18 protein-coding genes are annotated in these 19,124 nt (G+C 63.6%); 5 read left to right on the plus strand and 13 right to left on the minus strand.

The window, feature by feature from the left end; translation table 11 throughout:
- Nucleotides 1–16: 16 nt before the first annotated feature.
- Genes ACT4OC_RS08005 through ACT4OC_RS08020 form a run of 4 tightly spaced genes read left to right on the plus strand, consistent with a single transcriptional unit; the run spans nt 17 to nt 3,286 of the window.
- Complete coding sequence (locus ACT4OC_RS08005) at nt 17–763, plus strand: TVP38/TMEM64 family protein (protein ID WP_444838434.1); 747 nt, start codon at nt 17–19, stop codon at nt 761–763.
- Complete coding sequence (locus tag ACT4OC_RS08010; RefSeq protein WP_444838435.1) at nt 732–1,421, plus strand: TIGR04283 family arsenosugar biosynthesis glycosyltransferase; 690 nt, start codon at nt 732–734, stop codon at nt 1,419–1,421. Before ACT4OC_RS08005 ends, ACT4OC_RS08010 begins: the two co-directional genes overlap by 32 nt.
- On the plus strand, nt 1,402–2,061 hold the full coding sequence (locus ACT4OC_RS08015; protein WP_444838436.1) for a TIGR04282 family arsenosugar biosynthesis glycosyltransferase: 660 nt from the start codon (nt 1,402–1,404) through the stop codon (nt 2,059–2,061). The genes ACT4OC_RS08010 and ACT4OC_RS08015 overlap by 20 nt, the downstream gene beginning before the upstream one ends.
- A gap of 13 nt (nt 2,062–2,074) precedes the next feature.
- Complete coding sequence (locus tag ACT4OC_RS08020; protein WP_444838437.1) at nt 2,075–3,286, plus strand: FAD-dependent oxidoreductase; 1,212 nt, start codon at nt 2,075–2,077, stop codon at nt 3,284–3,286.
- Between the two features lie 524 nt (nt 3,287–3,810).
- Here the strand turns inward: ACT4OC_RS08020 and ACT4OC_RS08025 are convergent.
- The 10 genes from ACT4OC_RS08025 to ACT4OC_RS08070 form a co-directional block, all read right to left on the minus strand.
- Nucleotides 3,811–4,161: a hypothetical protein gene (locus ACT4OC_RS08025; RefSeq protein ID WP_444838438.1), complete on the minus strand. Its 351-nt coding sequence runs from the start codon at nt 4,159–4,161 to the stop codon at nt 3,811–3,813.
- A gap of 463 nt (nt 4,162–4,624) precedes the next feature.
- The gene (locus tag ACT4OC_RS08030) at nt 4,625–4,783 is read right to left on the minus strand and encodes a hypothetical protein (protein WP_444838439.1); all 159 of its coding nucleotides are present in this window, start codon (nt 4,781–4,783) and stop codon (nt 4,625–4,627) included.
- A gap of 10 nt (nt 4,784–4,793) precedes the next feature.
- Nucleotides 4,794–5,501 carry a ribulose-phosphate 3-epimerase gene (gene rpe, locus ACT4OC_RS08035; RefSeq protein WP_444838440.1) on the minus strand — a complete coding sequence of 236 codons (708 nt, stop codon included), beginning with the start codon at nt 5,499–5,501 and terminating at the stop codon, nt 4,794–4,796.
- Nucleotides 5,501–6,451: a CbbX protein gene (gene cbbX / locus ACT4OC_RS08040; protein WP_444838441.1), complete on the minus strand. Its 951-nt coding sequence runs from the start codon at nt 6,449–6,451 to the stop codon at nt 5,501–5,503. Before cbbX ends, rpe begins: the two co-directional genes overlap by 1 nt.
- Nucleotides 6,452–6,556: 105 nt before the next feature.
- Nucleotides 6,557–6,964: a ribulose bisphosphate carboxylase small subunit gene (locus tag ACT4OC_RS08045; RefSeq protein ID WP_444838442.1), complete on the minus strand. Its 408-nt coding sequence runs from the start codon at nt 6,962–6,964 to the stop codon at nt 6,557–6,559.
- Nucleotides 6,965–6,975: 11 nt separating this feature from the next.
- Nucleotides 6,976–8,436 (minus strand): form I ribulose bisphosphate carboxylase large subunit, encoded by a 1,461-nt coding sequence (locus ACT4OC_RS08050; protein ID WP_444838443.1) that lies wholly within the window; start codon nt 8,434–8,436, stop codon nt 6,976–6,978.
- Nucleotides 8,437–8,475: 39 nt separating this feature from the next.
- Nucleotides 8,476–9,561, minus strand: a complete 1,086-nt coding sequence (gene fba / locus ACT4OC_RS08055) for a class II fructose-bisphosphate aldolase (RefSeq protein WP_444838444.1) — start codon at nt 9,559–9,561, stop codon at nt 8,476–8,478.
- Nucleotides 9,562–9,571: 10 nt separating this feature from the next.
- Nucleotides 9,572–11,596 carry a transketolase gene (tkt, locus tag ACT4OC_RS08060; RefSeq protein ID WP_444838445.1) on the minus strand — a complete coding sequence of 675 codons (2,025 nt, stop codon included), beginning with the start codon at nt 11,594–11,596 and terminating at the stop codon, nt 9,572–9,574.
- Nucleotides 11,596–12,507 carry a phosphoribulokinase gene (locus tag ACT4OC_RS08065; RefSeq protein ID WP_444838446.1) on the minus strand — a complete coding sequence of 304 codons (912 nt, stop codon included), beginning with the start codon at nt 12,505–12,507 and terminating at the stop codon, nt 11,596–11,598. Before ACT4OC_RS08065 ends, tkt begins: the two co-directional genes overlap by 1 nt.
- Before the next feature lie 11 nt (nt 12,508–12,518).
- On the minus strand, nt 12,519–13,556 hold the full coding sequence (locus tag ACT4OC_RS08070; RefSeq protein WP_444838447.1) for a class 1 fructose-bisphosphatase: 1,038 nt from the start codon (nt 13,554–13,556) through the stop codon (nt 12,519–12,521).
- A gap of 96 nt (nt 13,557–13,652) precedes the next feature.
- On the opposite strand from ACT4OC_RS08070, the gene ACT4OC_RS08075 reads away from it, so the two are divergent.
- Nucleotides 13,653–14,627, plus strand: a complete 975-nt coding sequence (locus ACT4OC_RS08075; RefSeq protein ID WP_444838448.1) for a LysR family transcriptional regulator — start codon at nt 13,653–13,655, stop codon at nt 14,625–14,627.
- On the opposite strand, the gene ACT4OC_RS08080 is transcribed toward ACT4OC_RS08075, so the two are convergent.
- Genes ACT4OC_RS08080 through ACT4OC_RS08090 form a run of 3 tightly spaced genes read right to left on the minus strand, consistent with a single transcriptional unit; the run spans nt 14,628 to nt 19,121 of the window.
- On the minus strand, nt 14,628–15,995 hold the full coding sequence (locus ACT4OC_RS08080) for a sensor histidine kinase (RefSeq protein ID WP_444838449.1): 1,368 nt from the start codon (nt 15,993–15,995) through the stop codon (nt 14,628–14,630). It abuts the gene before it with no gap.
- On the minus strand, nt 15,970–17,424 hold the full coding sequence (locus ACT4OC_RS08085; protein ID WP_444838450.1) for a sigma-54-dependent transcriptional regulator: 1,455 nt from the start codon (nt 17,422–17,424) through the stop codon (nt 15,970–15,972). The genes ACT4OC_RS08080 and ACT4OC_RS08085 overlap by 26 nt, the downstream gene beginning before the upstream one ends.
- Nucleotides 17,421–19,121 carry a hydrogenase maturation protein gene (locus ACT4OC_RS08090; protein ID WP_444838451.1) on the minus strand — a complete coding sequence of 567 codons (1,701 nt, stop codon included), beginning with the start codon at nt 19,119–19,121 and terminating at the stop codon, nt 17,421–17,423. The genes ACT4OC_RS08085 and ACT4OC_RS08090 overlap by 4 nt, the downstream gene beginning before the upstream one ends.
- Nucleotides 19,122–19,124: the final 3 nt, after the last annotated feature.

The raw sequence follows: 19,124 nt of genomic DNA on the forward strand, positions 1-19,124 counted from the left end.
TGGTCGTGGTCCCGCCATGAAGCGCTCCCTCAATTCTAGCATGGTCAGGGCTGCTGCTCTGGCCGCATTGCTGATCGCCTTCGCAGCCGCGGCAATGATGCTGCCTCTGAAGGACTGGGCGCTGGCGCTTGTGGATGCCGTCGAGGGGCTTGGATGGATCGGCATCATCGCCTTCACACTGATCTATGTCGTGGCCGTCGTGCTTCTGCTGCCGGTGTGGCCGCTGACAATCTCGGCGGGCCTTGCCTACGGGCTGTGGGCAATCCCGCTTGTGGTCGTTACGGCGACCGTCGGGGCTGCCCTGGCGTTTCTTGTCGCCCGGCGGGTCCTGCGACAATGGGTATCTGCATGGGCGCGCCGGCAACCCTATGTTGATGCGGTTGATCGGGCCGTGAAGGTCGAGGGCTGGAAGGTCGTTGGTCTCTTGCGGCTGAGCCCGGTATTCCCGTTCAACCTGCAGAACTACTTTTTTGGAGCCACAAGCATCTCCGCCACGGATTTCGTGACGGCGACGTTCTTCGGTATCATCCCGGGCACCGCGATGTATGTCTATATCGGCACGCTCGGGCGGGCGGCTGTGCTGCAGGGTCAGCTGTCGACCGGACAGGTCGTCCTCTTCGCGATCGGGCTGTTCGCGACAGTAATTGCGGTGGTGATCATCGCCCGAAAAGCAAGGCTTGCGCTGAGCCGGATGGGCGCTGCCGGGAATGGCACAGGCAAAGGGTCCAGCGATGTTATCGATCATCGTCCCGACGCTGAATGAGGAGGCAACCATCGCATCCTGTCTGATGCGCCTGCAGGCGCTGCGTGGCCGCAGCGCCGAGGTCATCGTGGTGGATGGCGGCAGCACCGACAACACCGTGGTCATCGCCCACAGACTTGCGGACGTTGTGACTGACGCCCCGCGCGGCCGGGCATCGCAGATGAACGCGGGGGCACGACGGGCACACGGAACGGAGCTTCTGTTTCTGCACGCAGACACGATTCTGCCTGATGATGCGATGGCGCAAATCGAGGCTGTCTTTCACGAACCGCGGCACGTATGGGGACGGTTCGACGTGCAATTCCAGTCTAACCTAAAACTACTTTCGCTCGTCGGCTTCCTGATGAATGCACGATCGCGATTTACCGGGATCGCCACCGGCGATCAGGCGATTTTCGTCCGGCGCGCGGCCTTTGAGCAGCTCGGCGGCTTCCCAGAAATCGCGCTCATGGAGGATATTGCGCTTTCCAGAGAACTAAAGCGGCTTGCACCACCGGTCTGCCTGCGCAGCAAGATTACCACGTCCGGGCGGCGGTGGGAGCAGAATGGGGCGATCCGAACCATTCTGCTGATGTGGCGGCTCCGCTTGGCTTACTTTTTCGGTGCTGATCCCTCTCACCTGGCAATAAAGTACATGTATGCGCAACGACGCCATTGAACCGATCCAGCTTGCGATCTTTGCCAAGGCTCCCATTCCCGGGTACGCCAAGACCCGGCTGATTTCCGTGCTTGGCGCCGAAGGCGCTGCCGACCTCCAGGCGCTTCTCCTGGGACGAACCATTCAAACAGCCCTGGCATCGTCTCTTCGGCCGATCACCCTGTGGTGCGCGCCGGATACCACTCACGAGATATTCATGTCCTTACACAAAGGCCATGACATCGACATCCATGCTCAGGTGGATGGCGACTTGGGCACGCGAATGCTTGCCGCGTTCGAACAGCTTACGGAACACGGCCCGGCGCTTTTGATCGGTACCGATTGCCCGACCCTGTCGGCAGGGCACCTTGATCGATGCGCGTCCGCCCTTCGCGAAGGCATGGATGCGGCCTTCATTCCAGCAGAGGACGGCGGCTATGTCTTGATCGGCTTGAGACGGCCGCATCGTAGTCTGTTCGAGGATATTGCTTTCGGAACAGACGAGGTCATGCGACAGACCCGCGAACGGCTGAACGAGCTCGGCTTGAGTGCGTTCGAAGCGGACGCGCTCTGGGATGTCGACACGTCTGCAGACTATCAACGAGCACAATCAGACGGCCTGTTGACGAGCGAAGTAGATCGCATTGGAACCAAAAGGTGACGACCTTAGCGAAATGAAGTCGATCAACGTGCCCATAATTAAGGATCTCGTACTGGTCGGCGGTGGACATAGTCATGTTGCCGTGCTCAAGAATTTTGGCATACGGCCGATGCCGGGAGTTCGCGTGATACTGGTCACGCGCGATCTCCAAACGCCGTATTCGGGGATGCTGCCAGGCTTCATCGCCGGCCATTACACTTATCACTCATGCCACATCGATTTGGTGCGACTGGCGTCATTTGCCGGCGCGCGGCTGTGCCACGCCGAGGCGACCGGCGTCGACCTGAAACTGAAGTGCGTGCTGTTCGCGGATCGCCCGCCATTGCGGTATGACATTCTGTCGCTCGATATCGGTTCGCGGCCGAAACAGGCCGATGTACCCGGGTCAGCGCGGCATGCGACACCGGTTAAACCCATCGACGGATTTGCGGCACGCTGGGAGCGGATTGCCGCGCGAGTGACAAGCAACCCAAGGCCACCATTGCGGATCGGCGTGATCGGCGGCGGCGCCGGCGGGGTCGAACTGCTTCTGGCGATGCAATATCGCCTGCGGCAGCTCCTGACCGAACAAGCCCAGGATCCGGATCGCCTTCGGTTTGTCCTGCTTACCGACCGCGACTTGCTGCCAACCCACAATCGAAAGGTTGGGCGCATCTTCGAGCGCGTGTTGAAGGAGCGTGATGTTGAGCTTCATCTGGACTCCCATGTTGTCGCTGTTAAATCTGGAAGCGTCAATTGCGCCAGCGGCGCGACAATCCCCCTCGACGAGATGATTTGGGTCACGCAGGCGGGCGGCGCGCCGTGGCTAAGGGATTCAGGCTTCGCGTGCGATCCGAATGGCTTCCTACACGTTCGCGATACACTCCAGACCGTAACCCACCCTGATGTGTTCGCGACCGGCGACATCGCTGCCGTGGAAAACCATCCGCGGCCAAAGGCCGGCGTCTTTGCCGTGCGCCAGGGCAAGCCGCTCACTCGAAATTTGCGGCTTGCGCTTGCCGGGCAACGGCCAAAGCCATTTGTGCCGCAGAGCAACTTCCTGTCACTGATTTCAACGGGCGACAAGTATGCCGTCGCTTCGCGTGGACGTTGGGCGACAGAGGGACGATGGGTTTGGACGCTCAAGGATTGGATTGATCGGCGATTCGTGCGCAAGTATTCCGATCTCCCATACATGGCCTCAGTAGCGGGGCCCGTCCCCAGCAAACGGTCTCACCGACTATAGGCCAGGCGAGGTGTAAGCGCCGGAGATGCCGAAGCTGCGGAGCCTACGATGAGGGCGTAATAGACCTGCCCGAGCAGCCTGCGCGGTATATGTTGGGATGAAAGCCGCGGAGATAAGCCACTATGATCGATGTGATGCGCAACGCCGCTTAGTTCGATTCTGAAAGAGCTTCAAAGCTCCATTTCCAAACGCGCCAAAAAAATTTGGCCGGAATAGAGCTGCTTACATAGCGAACTCAGCAGCTTGGCTGGCGACGCAGTGCTGATCGCACCCGTCTCCAGCTGAATTCCCTAAACAGGGAATTTTTCAGGGAAGTTGCCGCTTTTGGTGTCTCGGAGACGCACCTTGCAGCGAAAAAGCACGCGCACCGGCGATTTCTTAGCCTGATTCCCTACCCGAACTAACAGGGAATCATTTTAGGCGAACAGGGAATTGCCGCATCACAACAGGCAAATCCGGCAGGTCCTCTCTTGGGGGCGCGACCAACGCTGGCGGGATGTCGGGGATCAAGGATCGTTCCTACTTCAGCTGGGTCGGACGATTGCCCCGTTCAGGTGCACGAGGCCGGCGACCGAGAGCTCCTCCTGCCCGGTGAAGCCGCGCGTGCTCTGGCTCGCGATGGCGCCGGCGGTGTCGTCAGTGCCGTCGGGGAAGCGGCGCTTGCCCCAGGCGTCGTAGGACAGCCGCTCCTGCACGATGCCGTTCTCGTCCGTGATGACCGAGATCGAGCCGAGATGGTCGGTGTGGAAATAGCGCGTCGACAGCGTCTCCGACGCCGTCTGCAGCACCCGCATGCCGACCTTGGCGTTGCCGACCGAGAGATAGTCGGTCCAGCGCTCGGCCGCCGTGCCGGGATTGCCGCGGAGACAAGCCACTATGATCGATGTGATGCGCAACGCCGCTTAGTTCGATTCTGGACCGCGCTTCAGAAGCTCCATTTCCAAACGCGCCAAAAAAATTTGGCCGGAATAGAGCTGCTTACATAGCGAACTCAGCAGCTTGAGTGCTGGCTGGGGCGGGAGGGATCGAACCTCCGAATGGCGGAATCAAAATCCGTTTGATTATTCAGGTATTTCAACGCGCATTTGGAAAAAATGGCCAAAACACGCTCCAGCAATCTCAATAGGTTGGCGGCCGTTTCCAAATGAAAACGACCTTCCGCGGAGGATCAGCCGCAGCAAAATTTGGGCCGAACTGCGCCGACACTCTCAAGAGTTTCGAGTCGAACCGTTGCCCTCCGAAGGCAAAGGTCACACGTTCGAATCGTGTCGGGTGCGCCAGTTTGTCTTTATTTTTGCAGCCCGATATGCGCACCCTTACTGAAATTCCGGCCCTGCTTCATTCGAGCAAGGTGCGGCTGAAGTTGAGCATGCCGAACAGCATCATGGGGTAGACCTTCCTCGGCCGCTTGACGATCTTGCCCTTGCTGTCGAGCCGGATCAGCAGGTCCGAGATGGTATCGACCAGGCGTGCGTTCGTCCGCCGGGACAAAGACATGCGGCAGCACTCAGCCGGCAGCAGAAGCGCGCAGGATATCCCCGGCTCGACCGTCCTGCGCCGCCGTACGAATCGCCGCGATATTGCCAGCATAGTCCGACCGGCTTTTCCCGCGGAAGACAGCGGACCCGGCAACGAGAACATCAGCGCCGGCTGCGGCTGCGGCAGCCGCGGTATCATGGGTAATGCCGCCGTCGACCTGCAGGCGGATCGGCCGGCCGCCGATCATGCTCTGGATACGGCGTATCTTCTCGAGCTGCGAGCCGAGAAAGGATTGCCCGCCAAAGCCCGGATTAACCGTCATGACGAGCACGAGGTCGATGCGGTCGAGCACATACTGGATCGCGCCTTCCGGCGTCGCCGGGCACAGGCTGACGCCGGCCTTCTTTCCCAGCGCCCTGATCGCCTGCAGCGAACGGTCGAGATGGGGACCGGCTTCGGCATGCACCGTGATGATGTCGGCGCCCGCCTTGGCGAAGGCCTCGAGATAGAGATCGACCGGTGCGATCATGAGATGGACGTCGAAGGTCTTCGCCGTTAGCGGCCGGATCGCCCTGATGACATCGGCGCCGAAGGAGACGTTCGGAACGAAATGTCCGTCCATCACGTCGCAATGAATCCAGTCGGCGCCGGCCGCGTCGATCGCAGCGATCTCCTCGCCAAGCCTTGCGAAATCCGCCGCCAGGATCGATGGTGAGATGAGGATGTCTTGCGGCATTACTTCGCACTCCCTGCCGTCGGCTCGCCGCCGCCGAACACCCGGCTCGCCAGCACATCGGCGCCGTCAATGGTTTGGAGATCCGCGATCCCGAGCATCCGGTCGAGATCGGACACCAGCCGATCGGCCTGGCGGAGCCGCATGCGGTCGACCGCATTGCGGATCGAGCGCGCATTGGAGAACAACGGCTGGGTCCGGCGCAGCGCGATGTAACTGACGAAAGCTTCGCGTGCCGCCGTCGAGAAGCGGTAGCCGCGCTCGTGCAGCATGAGCTCGGCGATCAGGAGGAGTTCCGCTTCCGAATAATCGGGGAATTCGATGTGGTGCGCGATGCGCGAGCGAAAGCCCGGATTGCTGGCAAAGAAGCTCGTCATCCGCTCGCCATAGCCGGCCAGGATCACGACCAGATCCTCGCGTTGGTTCTCCATGACCTGCAGCAGGATCTCGATCGCCTCCTGGCCGTAGTCGCGCTCGTTGTCGGGCCGGTGCAGATAATAGGCCTCGTCGATGAACAGCACCCCGCCCATCGCCTTCTTGAGGATCTCCTTGGTCTTCGGCGCGGTGTGGCCGATATACTGCCCGACCAGATCGTCGCGCGTCACCGAAACCACCTGCCCTCGCCGCACGAAGCCGAGCCCGTGCAGGATCTTCGCCATGCGCAAGGCAACCGTGGTCTTGCCGGTGCCGGGATTGCCGGTGAACGACATGTGCAGGGTCGGCGGCGATGCGACGAGGCCGGCTTGTTGCCGGATGCGCTCGACGAGAAGCAGCGAAGCGATCTGCCGCACCCGGTCCTTGACCGGCCGCAGTCCGACCAGCTCCTGCTCGAGCTGTTGCAGGATCGCGGTGATTCCAGCCGCCTCGGCCTCCTTGCGCAGATCGAAGGCAACGGGCCGCTGGTCTCCGTTTCCGCTCACATCGGCGATCTCAGTGTGTGGCAGATCAAGCATCGGGTTTCTCGAATAGAAAGGGCTTCGCCGGCTGGCCGGCGAAGCAGTTGTCCGCCAAGGGAACGGAGTGGGGAGATGCTCACTCCGAGCGGATGTCTTTCCACCTTACGGCGAAGCATGCTGAAGCGGGCGGCGGACGGTGGTGTAGCGGACCGAGCGTCCGACGACTTCCTGCCGCACCAGCTCGAATTCGGCTTCCTGCGGCGGACGGTTGACGATGAATGAGATCCGCACCGACTCCCAGCCATGACTGGAATCGAAGCCGCTGATGCGGATGTAGCGGTCGCCATATACCTTGCGGCATTCGGCAAGCTCCATCATCACGCCGGCCGCGTCCGCAAGATCGAACATCGGCAGGCCCCACATCTCCCAATAGGTGTTGCGGGGGTGCGGATCGTCGGTGAACTCGATGTTCACCGCCCAGCCCTTCGCCAGGCAATATTGCACTTGGCCGTAGATCTGATCGTCGGTGAGATCGGGCAGGAACGAGAAACACCCTTGTGTCAGTCTCATGTCATGTCTCCTCAAACGGCGACCAGCGCCGTCGGCACGAAGTCCGGCGTGTCGGTGGATTGATAGTTGAAGGTCACGTCCTTCCAGGTTTCGAGCGCGGCCTTCAGCGGCGTGCAGCCGGCAGCGGCCTTGGCCAGGATCTCCGGTCCTTCGTGCAGATAGTCGCGGCCTTCGTTACGGGCGAGGATCATCGCCTCCAGCGCCACGCGATTGGCGATCGCGCCGGCCTGGATGCCCATGGGATGACCGATCGTGCCGCCGCCGAACTGCAGCACGACGTCTTCGCCCAGGAGATCAAGCAGCTGGTGCATCTGGCCGGCATGGATGCCGCCCGAGGCCACCGGCATCAGCTTGTTGAGGCTCGCCCAGGGCTGGTCGAAAAAGATGCCGTGCTCGAGCTTCATCGGATTGAAGTCTTCGCGGCAGATATCGTAGTAGCCGCGCGTGGTGTTGGGATCGCCTTCGAGCTTGCCGACGACGGTTCCGGCATGAATGTGGTCAACGCCGGCAAGGCGCATCCACTTGGCGATGACGCGGAACGACACGCCGTGGGATTTCTGCCGCGTGTAGGTCGAATGGCCGGCGCGATGCAGATGCAGGATCATGTCGTTGCGGCGCGCCCATTTCGCCATCGACTGGATCGCGGTATAGCCGATCACGAGGTCGATCATGACCACGACCGATCCGAGCTCCTTGGCGAACTCGGCGCGCTCGTACATGTCCTCCATGGTCGCGGCGGTGACGTTGAGATAGGTGCCCTTGATCTCGCCCGATGCCGCCTGGGCGCGGTTGACGGCTTCCATGCAGTAGAGGAAGCGCTCGCGCCAATGCATGAAGGGTTGCGAGTTGATGTTCTCGTCATCCTTGGTGAAATCCAGCCCGCCTTTCAGCGCCTCATAGACAACGCGTCCGTAGTTGCGTCCCGAAAGCCCGAGCTTCGGCTTGATGGTCGCGCCGAGCAGCGGCCGGCCGAACTTGTCGAGCCGCTCGCGCTCCACCACGATGCCGGTGGCAGGCCCCTGAAACGTCTTCACATAAGCGACCGGAAAACGCATGTCTTCCAGGCGCAGCGCCTTCAGCGGCTTGAAGCCGAACACGTTGCCGATGATCGAGGCCGACAGATTGGCGATCGAACCGCCCTCGAACAGGTCGAGATCGTAGGCGATATAGGCGAAGTACTGGTCCGGCGAACCCGGCACCTCGTCGACCCGATAGCACTTGGCGCGATACTTTTCCGCCGCGGTCAGACGATCGGTCCAGACCACCGTCCAGGTTGCCGTCGAGGATTCGCCCGCAACGGCGGCGGAGGCTTCGATCGGATCGACGCCGTCCTGCGGTGTGACGCGGAACACCGCGATGACGTCGGTGTCCTTTGGCACATAGTCCGGTTCCCAATAGCCCATGCGCTTGTATTCCATCACGCCCGAGCGATAGCGCTCCTTGCCGCGGACTGTTCCGGTATGTGCGTTCATGTTCGTCTCCTCAAGATATTCTCTGCTCTCTCTGCATGGTCAGGCCGCGACCGGCTCGCGCGCATCGATGCGCGGATCGAGGTCGCCGGCGCGGTAGCGCCGCGCCATCTCGCTCAGGGGGATCACCCTGATCTTGGTGGCGTGGCCGGCGGTGCCGAACTGCTCGAAGCGCTCGCGGCACAGATCGCGCATCGCGTCCATCGCGGGCTTCAGGAATTTTCGCGGATCGAATTCGCCGCGCGCCTGCATGGCTACCTTGCGGAACACCGCGGTCATCGCGAGGCGGCAGTCGGTGTCGATATTGACCTTGCGCACGCCGCATTTGATGCCGCGGACGATTTCCTCGACCGGCACGCCCCAGGTCTGCGGCATCGCCCCGCCGAATTCGTTGAACATGTCCTGCAGCGGCTGCGGTACCGACGAAGACCCGTGCATGACGAGATGCGTATTGGGCAAGCGACGGTGGATCTCCTCGACCACCCGCATTGCCAGGATCTCGCCGTCCGGCTTGCGGCTGAACTTGTAGGCGCCGTGCGACGTGCCCATCGCGATCGCCAGCGCATCGACGCCGGTGGCGCGGACGAAATCCACCACCTGGTCGGGATCGGTGAGCAGCTGGTCGCGGCCGACCTTGCCTTCGAGGCCGTGGCCGTCTTCCTGCTCGCCGCCGCCATGTTCGAGCGAGCCGAGCACGCCAAGCTCGCCCTCGACGGATGCGCCGACCCAATGCGCGAGATCGACGACACGACGCGTGATGGCGACGTTGTAGTCGTAATCCGCTGCCGTCTTGGCGTCGGCTTTCAGCGAGCCGTCCATCATGACGGACGTGAAGCCGTGGGCGATGGCGCTGGCGCAGGTCGCCTCGTCATTGCCGTGATCCTGATGCATGCAGAGCGGAATTTCGGGATAGGTCCGCTCCAGCGCCTCGATCATGTGCGAGAGCATGATGTCGCCGGCATAGCTGCGCGCGCCGCGCGAGGCCTGGATGATGACGGGCGCATCGACGGCGGCAGCCGCCTGCATGATCGCGAGCCCCTGCTCCATATTGTTGATGTTGAAGGCGGGCACCGCGTAGCCGTGGTCTGCGGCGTGATCGAGCAATTGCCGGAGTGTGATACGTGCCAAGGGAATGCTCCTATCTTGCCTGCTTTGCGCGCGCGGCCGCGCGCCGGGCCGCAGCCGCAACGGACTGCGGGGTGATATCGAATTCGCGGTAGAGGATCGGCGCGGGCGCCGAGGCGCCGAAGCCGCGCATGCCGACGAACTCGCCATCGGCACCGATCCAGCGCGGCCAGTCGCCGAGCACCGCGGCTTCGACGCCGACGCGGGGCGCCGTGCCCAGCACGTTGGCGCGGTATTCCTCCGGTTGTTCCACGAACAAGGCGAAGCATGGCGCCGAGACGACCGCTGCACGGATATGCTCGGTGGCAAGCAGACGCGCCGCCTCCATCGCAATCGACACCTCCGAGCCGGTCGCAATCAGCGTCACGTCGCGGCCGCCCTCGGGCGCAACGACGAGATACGCGCCGCGCGCGACGCGGTTCTTGCCGCGCGCATCGCTGCGGAAGGTCGGCAGCGCCTGGCGCGACAGGCACAGCACCGAGGGACGATTCGTAGCCTGCAGGGCGCAGTCCCAGGCTTCCAGTGTTTCCACCGCGTCCGCAGGACGGAACACCAGCAGATTTGGAATGACGCGCAGCGCAGCCAAGTGCTCGACCGGCTGATGCGTGGGGCCGTCCTCGCCGAGCCCGATGGAGTCGTGCGTCATCACGTGGACAACGCGAAGGCGCATCAGGGCCGAGAGGCGAATCGCCGGCCGGCTGTAGTCGGAGAAAGCCAGGAAGGTGCCGCCATAGGGAATGAATCCGCCATGCAGCGCGATGCCGTTCATGGCGGCGGCCATGCCATGCTCGCGAATGCCGTAGTGGACATAGTCGCCGGCGAATTGGCCGGGCTTGACCGGATGCTGGGTCTTGCTCTGGGTCAGGTTCGAATGGGTGAGATCGGCCGATCCGCCGACCAGTCCCGGAATGGTGGAGGCGATGGCATCGAGCACCAGTTGCGATGCCTGGCGCGTGGCAAGCTTCGGCCGCTCGGTGGCGAAACGCTCGCGCAATTTCGCCGACATCAGATCATAAGCACCGGACAAAGCGACCGCCTTGCCTGCGGTGAACCACTCGCGGTTTGCCGGTTTGGCGCGTTCGCAGCGATCCTGCCAGGCAAGACGGTCGATCTGGCCGCGTTGTCCGATCATTCGCCACGCCTTGAGCACCGGGGTGGGCACGACGAACGGCTGGTAATCCCAGCCGAGATTTCGGCGCGCCGCCGCGGCCTGCTCGACACCGAGCGGCGCGCCGTGCGCCTTCTCGGTCCCCTGCCGGTCCGGCGCGCCATAGCCGATGATGGTGCGACAGGCGATCAACGAAGGTTGCGCGGTCTCGCGCTCCTCGGCGATGGCGGTCCCGATCGCGTCGGGATCGTGTCCGTCGACGCGGCGGACCGACCAGCCGGAAGCGGCAAAACGCTTGAGCTGATCGTCGGAAGTCGCAAGCGAAGTCGGGCCGTCGATGGAAATCGCGTTGTCGTCGAACAGGACGATCAAGCGGCCGAGCTGCAGATGGCCGGCCAGCGAAATCGCTTCCTGGCTGATCCCTTCCATCAGGCAGCCATCGCCGGCGATCACATAGGTGAAATGATCGACCAATTCGTCGCCAAGCCTTGCATTCGCCATGCGCTCGGCAAGCGCCATGCCCACGGCGGTCGCGATCCCCTGCCCCAGCGGCCCGGTCGTCATTTCGACACCGGGCGTGTGACCATATTCGGGATGGCCCGGCGTTTTGGAACCCCACTGGCGAAACGCCTTGATATCCTCGAGGCTGACGTCGCTGCCGACGAGGTGCAGCAGCGCATAGAGCAGCATCGAGCCGTGGCCGGCCGAGAGCACGAAGCGGTCGCGATCGGGCCAAGCGGGATCGGCGGCGTCGAACTTGAGGAAACGCGAGAACAGGACGGCGGCGACGTCGGCCATGCCCATCGGCAGGCCGGGATGGCCCGACTGCGCCTTCTCGATGGCGTCGACGGCCAGGAAGCGGATGGCATTGGCGAGATCGCAATGGGCGACCTTGTTGAGGTCGGCTTCGGCATGGACCGAAATATTCATCAGACGCTCCCGTGATTCTCGTACATCCGCGGCATCGCTTTCAGGCCGCGCTTGCGCTCGATCAGCTGCATGATCAGCGGCGTCAGGATCAGCTGCATGGCGAGATCGAGCTTGGATCCGTGGCAGACGATCGAGTTGGCGCGCGACATGAAGCTGTTGGGCAGCATCGACAGCAGGTAGGGAAAGTCGATGCCGCGCGGAGACTTGAAGCGGATCACGACCATCGATTCGTCCGGCGTCGGAATCCAGCGCGCGACGAAGGGATTGGAGGTATCGACCGTCGGCACGCGCTGGAAGTTGATGTCGGTCTCGGTGAACTGCGGGCAGATGTAATTGATGTAGTCGGGCATCCGGCGCAGGATGGTGTCGGTCACCGCTTCCGTCGAATAGCCGCGCGCGCTGCGGTCGCGATGCAGCTTCTGGATCCATTCGAGATTGATCACGGGCACGACGCCGATCTTGAGGTCGGCATGGCGTGCGACGTTGACCTTGTCGGTGACGACGGCGCCGTGCAGGCCTTCGTAGAACAGGAGGTCCGAATTGTCCGGCAGCCGCTTCCATTCGGTGAAGGTGCCGGGCGGGCTGCCGTGGCGGGCGGCTTCCTCCTCGTCATGGACGTAGTGCCGCGTCACCGCGCTGCCGGTCTCGCCATAGTCGCGAAACGCCTTCTCCAGCTCCTCGAACAGGTTGGTCTGCGGGCTGAAATGGCTGAAATGCTTGTTGCCGCGCTCGGCCTCGTTCGCCATCTGCACACGCATCTCGGCGCGGTCATAGCGATGAAACGCGTCGCCCTCGATGTAGACGGCCTTGACGCCCTCGCGATGGAATATCTGCTCGAAGGTTCGCTTGACGGAGGTCGTGCCTGCGCCCGAGGAGCCGGTGATCGAGATGATCGGATGTTTTCTGGACATGGGCTTTTCCCTCACAGCCGGAAGAAGCCGCGTTGCGCGAACAGCGGCGCGGAAACGCTCGCTGCCGGTAGCGGATCGCAGTGCAATTCCTCGACGCGCCGCACTTCGCCGCTCGATCCCATGATCAACGGCACGCGCTGGTGCAGGCTGTGGGCCGCGAGATCGAGGATACGCTCGCGCCCGGTCGAGGCGGCGCCGCCGGCCTGCTCGATGATGAAGGCGATCGGGTGGGCTTCGTAGACCAGGCGCAGGCGGCCGTCGCCATAGCCCGGCCGCGCATCGGACGGATAGAGGAACACCCCGCCGCGCGAGAGGATGCGATAGGCTTCCGCCACCAGCGAGCCGATCCAGCGCATGTTGAAATCGCGGCTGGCAGGACCGTCGACGCCGGCCAGGCATTCGTCGATGAAGGCACGAACCGGCGGATCCCAATGCCGCCGGTTGGATGCGTTGATGGCGAACTCCTCCGCCGTGTCGGGAATCCGCAACGCGCGCCGCGCCAGGCGGAAGCCACCGGCCGCGCGGTCGAGGGTGAAGATGTCGACGCCGTCGCCGAGCGTGAGCACCAGCGATGTCTGCGGACCGTAGGTGACGAAGCCGGCGGCGAGTTGCGCGGTGCCGCACTGGCCGAAGGCGAGACTCGGATCGTCGGGTGCCGGCAGGATCGAGAAGATCGTGCCCACCGTCATGTTGATATCGATGTTGGAAGAGCCGTCGAGCGGATCGATCGCGACGCAGATCCGCGCCTCCCGGTCGCCGATCTCGGCTTCCTGCATCTCCTCGGAAGCCAGCGCGGCAATCGGCACCTTGCCGAGGCAGCGGCGAATGATGGCGTCGGCCTGAACGTCGAGATCGCGCTGCAGGTCGCCGTCGCTGTTACGGCCGGTGGCAAGGCCGGACTTGTCCGACAGCGCCCCCCTGCCGGTGAGCTCGGCGATCTCGATCGCCGCGACCGTGATCGCATCGACCGCGGTGGCCACGGCCAGCGCGAGCGGCCCGGTTTCCGAATACCGTTGGAGGTAATCTTCCAGCGTGAGTTGCCCGATCATGCGCGTCATCCCCTCGCAACCGCCGCGTCCCTGGCTCGGCGGCCCGCGTTAGGAAGGTTGACAGAGCGCGCTTAATAAGAAAAATTTCTATTCATAATGAGAGGCAAAGATTTCTCTTATAATCATCCAGCCTCCCAGCTGCGGCATCTGACGATCCGCCAGCTGCGTTCGCTCGCAGCCCTGGCCAACAAGGGCAGCGTAACCGCGGCCTCCACCCATCTCGGATTGACCCAGCCCGCGGTAACCCAGCAGTTGCGCCAGCTTCAGGAGCTGGCCGGCCTGCCCCTGGTGCAGCGAACCGGCGACGGCATGCTGTTGACGGCAGCCGGCCGCGAGGTGCTGACACTCGCCAGCCGGATCGAAGCCGCCATTGCGGATTGCCAGGGCTCGCTCGACCTGCTCGCCGGACGCACCGGCGGCATGGTCCATCTCGGTGCCGTCTCGACCGCGAAATACTTCGTGCCGCACGCGATCGCCGCGTTCTCCAAGCGCTTTCCGAAGATCGAGATCAAGCTGACGATCGGTAACCGCGAGGAAATCCGCGAGGCGATGCACTCCTACGATCTCGATTTTGCGGTGATGGGGCGGCCACCTGAAGACGTCAGCGTCGACGTTCGCCTGCTCGGGCAAAATCCGCACATCATCATCGCGAGCAAGGGCCACTGGCTGGAACGGGACGCCGGCCTCAGCCTCACCGATCTCGTGCACGAGACGTTCATCACGCGCGAGCCCGGCTCGGGCACGCGCACCCTGATGGAGGGCTTGTTCCAGAAGTCCGATCTCGAGCCGATCATCGGCATGGAGATGAGCAGCAACGAGACCATCAAGCAGGCGGTCATGGCTGGGCTTGGCGTCGCCTTCATCTCCGCTCACACGGTGGCGAGCGAGCTTGCCCAAGGCCGCCTCGTCATCCTCGACGTCGGCGGCCTTCCCATCGTCCGCCAGTGGTACGCGATCCGCCGCAGCGACAAGCTTCTGCTGCCACCGGCGCAGGCGATGTTCGATTTCCTGGGGACGGAAGGCTCGAACTATCTGCCCGACGTGCCCGGGCTGGACGCCGGACTGTCCTGATCAGGCCGATGGCAGCGCGAACGAGAAGCAGGCGCCGCCTTCGGGCCGGTTTGCGGCCGACAGCTCGCCGCCATGCTCCCGGATGATGCCGTAGCTGATCCACAGGCCGAGGCCCGTTCCTTCCCCGACACGCTTTGTGGTGAAGAAGGGCTCGAAGATTCGGCCGATGTTGTCCTTTTCGATGCCCGGCCCATTGTCGGTGACCGCGATCAGGACGTCGCTGCCCTGCCGCGAGGCCGACACCGTCAGGCGCGGTTGCGCGGTCGTGCGCATGGCGTCGATGGCGTTCTCGACCAGATTGACGATCACCTGATGCAGTTGCCCTTCGTTGCCAGAGACGCAGAGACCCCGCTCGATCTCCATCCTGACGTCGAGGCGCACCTGCTTGGTGCGCACCGCCCATAGCACCGCGGTGTTGATCAGGCGTTCGATGTCGACCTGCGCGACCTCGCCGACCTTGCTGAACGACAGCCGGCGCAAATTCTTCACGATCTCGCTGATGCGCACCGCGCCCTCCAGCGTGCCGTCGATCAGCGGCCCGAAATCCGCGAGGATGTCGTCGATCCGCAGGCGCTCCCTGAGCGCGGCAAGATCGGTCGTCTTCGACTTGCCGTGGATCGCATCGAGATAGGCGACCAGCGCGGTGCGGTAGCGCATCAGGGTATGGATGTTGCCATAGACGAAGCTGATCGGATTGTTCAGCTCGTGCGCGACGCCGGCGACCAGCCGGCCGAGGCTCGCCATCTTCTCCTGCTCGACCAGCTGCCGCTGCGCCCGCTGCAGCTCGTGATGGGCCTTGTGCAGCGCTTCATAGGCGCGCCGCAGCTCCCCGATGGGCCGGCCGGTCAGCACCACGCCGATGAAGCGGCCGCGATGATCGTGACGGGGCGAGCTGTTGATCGCGAACAGATCGGAGCTGCCCCCGGCGGTGGCAAACCTCAGCTCGCCGTCGACGACTTCGGTCGCAGCACGCGGCTGCAGCAGCGGCTCGAGCCTGGCGCCGTCGCCGGCAGCGACGATGGCGGCGATGCCGCCGCCGAGCACATGATCGAGCGGCCGGCCCAGCATGTGCTGAAACGCCGAGTTGGCCTGCTGCACCACGCCCTTGGCGTCGCACACCACGAGAATGTCGGACACCGATTCGATGACGTTGGTGACGAAGGCCTGCGCCTCCTCGAGCTCGGCGTTCTTGTGCTCGAGGTCGACCTCGTAGCGCAGGAGATCGGAATACACCTCATCCATCTTGCGGATGACTTCGATCCACGCGCCCTCACGCTCGCTGTCGAACTCGATCGAACCGCGGTTGGCGATCAGCTTGAGCAGCGATTCCGACTCCGGAATCTCAGGAGATTTCGTCGCCTTTGGCATTCTTCCTCAGGTCATATCTCGACAGCTTGTTCCTCAGGCCCACGCGCGACAGGCCGAGTTCGCTCGCCACCCGGCTGATATTGCCGTCATACCGCTCCAGATAGCTGACGATGACCTGCTTCTCGAGGTGCTCCACCTTGTCCTTCAGCGTGGCGGAGCCGTTCAACTTGCCGTTCGGCGGCTGGCTCGGGCGCGGCCCGTTGCGGCGGCCGAGCAGCGGGGCGTATCTGAGCTCATCCTGATCGGCCAGCACGACCATCCGCTGAATCTCGTTCTGCAGCTCGCGCACGTTGCCCGGCCAGTGATATCTGGCAAACTCCTGAAGGATGGAAGGCGAAAATCGCAGATTGTGGCGGTTGAACGATATCTTGACCGCGGACAGGACGTTCTCGGCGATCAGGGGAATGTCCATCGGGCGCTCGCGCAACGAAGGCATATGCACCGGAAACGCCGCGAGCCGGTAGTAGAGGTCGCGGCGGAAGCGGCCGGCCTCGACCTCGGCCTCGAGATCGCGATTGGTCGCAGCGACGACGCGAACGTCGACCTTGCGGACCCGCTGCGCGCCGAGCGGCCTGATTTCGCTTTCCTGCAGCACGCGCAGCAGCTTCACCTGGAAGGCGGGAGAGGTCTCGCCGATCTCGTCGAGGAAGATGGTGCCGCCGCCGGCCACCTCGAACAGGCCGATGCGATCCTGGTAGGCGCCGGTGAACGCGCCCTTCTTGCAGCCGAACAGCTCGCTTTCGAGCAGCTCGTCGGGCAAGGCGCCGCAATTCTCGACCACAAACGCCTTGTTGGCGCGCGCCGAGCCGTAGTGGATCGCGCGCGCGAGCAATTCTTTGCCGGTGCCGGATTCGCCCGTGATCAGCACCGAGATGTCGTATTCGGCCGCGCGCTTGCCGAGCTCGATGACGCCGTGCATGGGGCTGTCGGGCGAATGCACGATGCGGTCGAAATCGTATAGCCGCTTCGCCGCGCCGCGCTTGACCGACAGCACGTTCTTGATGTGGCCGGGCGACGCCTTGATGTCGACGCCTGCCGTCTCGGTTTCCTTCTGCAGGCGATAGAGCTGGATCGCGCCCTTGACGATGTCGAGCAGCTGATCGGGATGCCAGGGTTTGGTGATGTACTGATAGATGCCTGCCTCGTTGAGGCCGGCGATGATGTCCTGCGAGTCCGAATAGCCCGATATGATCATGCGCACGGGATCCGGCCACATTTCGCGAACCCGCTTCAGGAAGCTGACACCCGATTCCTCCGGCATCCGCTGGTCGCATATGATGACGTGGACGATCTCGCCCTCGAGCAGCTTCTCGGCGTCGGCTGCGCCGCCGGCGCACAGCACCTCGAATTCCTGGTTGAGAACCCGACGCAGCGCCTCCTGCGACCTCACTTCGTCGTCGACAACGAGAACCGTTCCCTGCACGCTCATGATGAGATCGCCTGGCGGTTGGTCCGGTCCGGCTCGCGCCGCAACCGATGGTTCGCGATGGTCAGCGGCGTGCGGGACTTCGGAACCTTGTGGATGAAATTGTATCGCGCGACATGATAGCTCGTATCGAAACCATAGAAGTTCAGCCGCATCCGGCGCAATTCGTCCTTGCGGTAAGCCTCGAGCGGCTTTTCCGCATCATCCGCGGCTCGACGCTTTTGCTTCTCGGCGAGGCGCGCGGCATAGCCGTCGCCCGATGCCAGGGCCGAGGCCTGCGCGACGAGGTCTTCCGCGTTCATTCCGCTGTCGGGGACAACCCGATCGACCAGGCCGAGACGATGGGCCTCGGCCACGCCCATCGGCAGGCGGCACCTGGTGATCCTTTCCGCGTTGGCCTTTCCGGCGCGGCGCGGCAGCAGATAGGTCCAGTATTCCGAGCCGAATAGATTGCCCATGTCCTTGTAGTGCGGGTTGAGCACGACGTGTTCGCCCGCCCACACTTCGTCGGCGGCAAGACTTAAGAAAACCCCGCCGGCGCCGGCATTGCCGCGGATCACGGAGACGACGAGCCGATCGGTGGTCTGGATGACGGTACCCGCCAGATCGTCGATGGCGTTGATGTTGCGCCAAGACTCGTCGGCGGCGCTGTCGGCGGCCTCGATCTCTGCGAGGTGAATGCCGTTCGACCAGTAGTCGCCGCCGCCGGTCAGCAGCAACAGCCTGGTCGGCCGCGCCAGCGCCGCTTCGTAGGCGCCGAGCAGCCGCTCGCAGTCTTCGGTGCTCATGGCGCCATTGTAGAAGGAGAACGCGAGCTCGCCGACCTCGCCATGCTCGCGATATCGAATCGGTTCGTAACCGCATTGCGGCCGGTGCGGCAGCTCTGCCGCTTCCGCCGCAAAGACTCTTGCCGCAGGAAGCTTGAGGCTCTTTTCTTCCATGCGGCGGACGTGACCGATCCAGACCGCACCGTCGATGGTGGCGCGTGCCAGCGCGCCATCGCATTGCGCCACGACATCGCCGGGAATACCGGAGAGACCGCACGCTACATGTGCGTCGAACAGCCGGACGTCGTTCCCGAACAAGCGGTCGACCAGACCCGGCATCCCGTCGGCCGACCAGATCTTCCGCAACACGACATCCGTCGCATCGCGCTGCCAGTCGATCGCGCGGTCAACCTGGCGGCAGACCCCGCGCGCGCTGATGCGCGGGTCGTCGCGCCGCATCGGCGCCGGCGTCGGCCGTCCCGCTTCGATCGCTGCCACGGCCTCGATCACCGCACCGATCGCAGACCGCGTGACCTCGTGGCGATAGATGCTGGACTTGGCGGCGCGCCGCATCGGGAAACTGGCCGACGCCCAGACCGGGCCGGCGTCGAATTCGCTGTCGGCCTCGAGCACCGTCACGCCCCATTGTGTGGCGCCTTCGAGCACGGCCCAGTCGAGCGCCGCCGGTCCGCGGTCGCCGGGCGGCCCGGGATGCACAATCAGGCATCGCACCGCGCGCCAGACATCTTCCGGGATCGCCCGCTTCAGGAACGGCGCGATCACGAGATCGGGCCGGTACAGGGCGATGCTCTCGCGCGTGATGTCGGGATGAATATCGAGCTCGACGGACACATCGTGCCCGCGCTCCCTGAGCTCGACGTGCAGCCGCTGCGTCAGGCTGTTGAAGGAATGCGACAGGAGCAGGATGCGCATCGG

This window comes from Bradyrhizobium sp., assembly GCF_052389815.1.
Classification (GTDB): domain Bacteria; phylum Pseudomonadota; class Alphaproteobacteria; order Rhizobiales; family Xanthobacteraceae; genus Bradyrhizobium.

Coding starts and splice junctions, on each gene's coding strand:
- ACT4OC_RS08070 (WP_444838447.1), bottom strand. CDS start 13,556: ATGATCGGGCAACTCACGCTGGAAGATTACCTCCAACGGTATTCGGAA.
- ACT4OC_RS08045 (WP_444838442.1), bottom strand. CDS start 6,964: ATGAGACTGACACAAGGGTGTTTCTCGTTCCTGCCCGATCTCACCGAC.
- ACT4OC_RS08050 (WP_444838443.1), bottom strand. CDS start 8,436: ATGAACGCACATACCGGAACAGTCCGCGGCAAGGAGCGCTATCGCTCG.
- tkt (WP_444838445.1), bottom strand. CDS start 11,596: ATGAATATTTCGGTCCATGCCGAAGCCGACCTCAACAAGGTCGCCCAT.
- ACT4OC_RS08075 (WP_444838448.1), top strand. CDS start 13,653: ATGAGAGGCAAAGATTTCTCTTATAATCATCCAGCCTCCCAGCTGCGG.
- ACT4OC_RS08005 (WP_444838434.1), top strand. CDS start 17: ATGAAGCGCTCCCTCAATTCTAGCATGGTCAGGGCTGCTGCTCTGGCC.
- ACT4OC_RS08020 (WP_444838437.1), top strand. CDS start 2,075: ATGAAGTCGATCAACGTGCCCATAATTAAGGATCTCGTACTGGTCGGC.
- ACT4OC_RS08015 (WP_444838436.1), top strand. CDS start 1,402: ATGCGCAACGACGCCATTGAACCGATCCAGCTTGCGATCTTTGCCAAG.
- cbbX (WP_444838441.1), bottom strand. CDS start 6,451: ATGCTTGATCTGCCACACACTGAGATCGCCGATGTGAGCGGAAACGGA.
- ACT4OC_RS08065 (WP_444838446.1), bottom strand. CDS start 12,507: ATGTCCAGAAAACATCCGATCATCTCGATCACCGGCTCCTCGGGCGCA.
- ACT4OC_RS08030 (WP_444838439.1), bottom strand. CDS start 4,783: ATGTCTTTGTCCCGGCGGACGAACGCACGCCTGGTCGATACCATCTCG.
- ACT4OC_RS08090 (WP_444838451.1), bottom strand. CDS start 19,121: ATGCGCATCCTGCTCCTGTCGCATTCCTTCAACAGCCTGACGCAGCGG.
- ACT4OC_RS08010 (WP_444838435.1), top strand. CDS start 732: ATGTTATCGATCATCGTCCCGACGCTGAATGAGGAGGCAACCATCGCA.
- rpe (WP_444838440.1), bottom strand. CDS start 5,501: ATGCCGCAAGACATCCTCATCTCACCATCGATCCTGGCGGCGGATTTC.
- ACT4OC_RS08085 (WP_444838450.1), bottom strand. CDS start 17,424: ATGAGCGTGCAGGGAACGGTTCTCGTTGTCGACGACGAAGTGAGGTCG.
- ACT4OC_RS08080 (WP_444838449.1), bottom strand. CDS start 15,995: ATGCCAAAGGCGACGAAATCTCCTGAGATTCCGGAGTCGGAATCGCTG.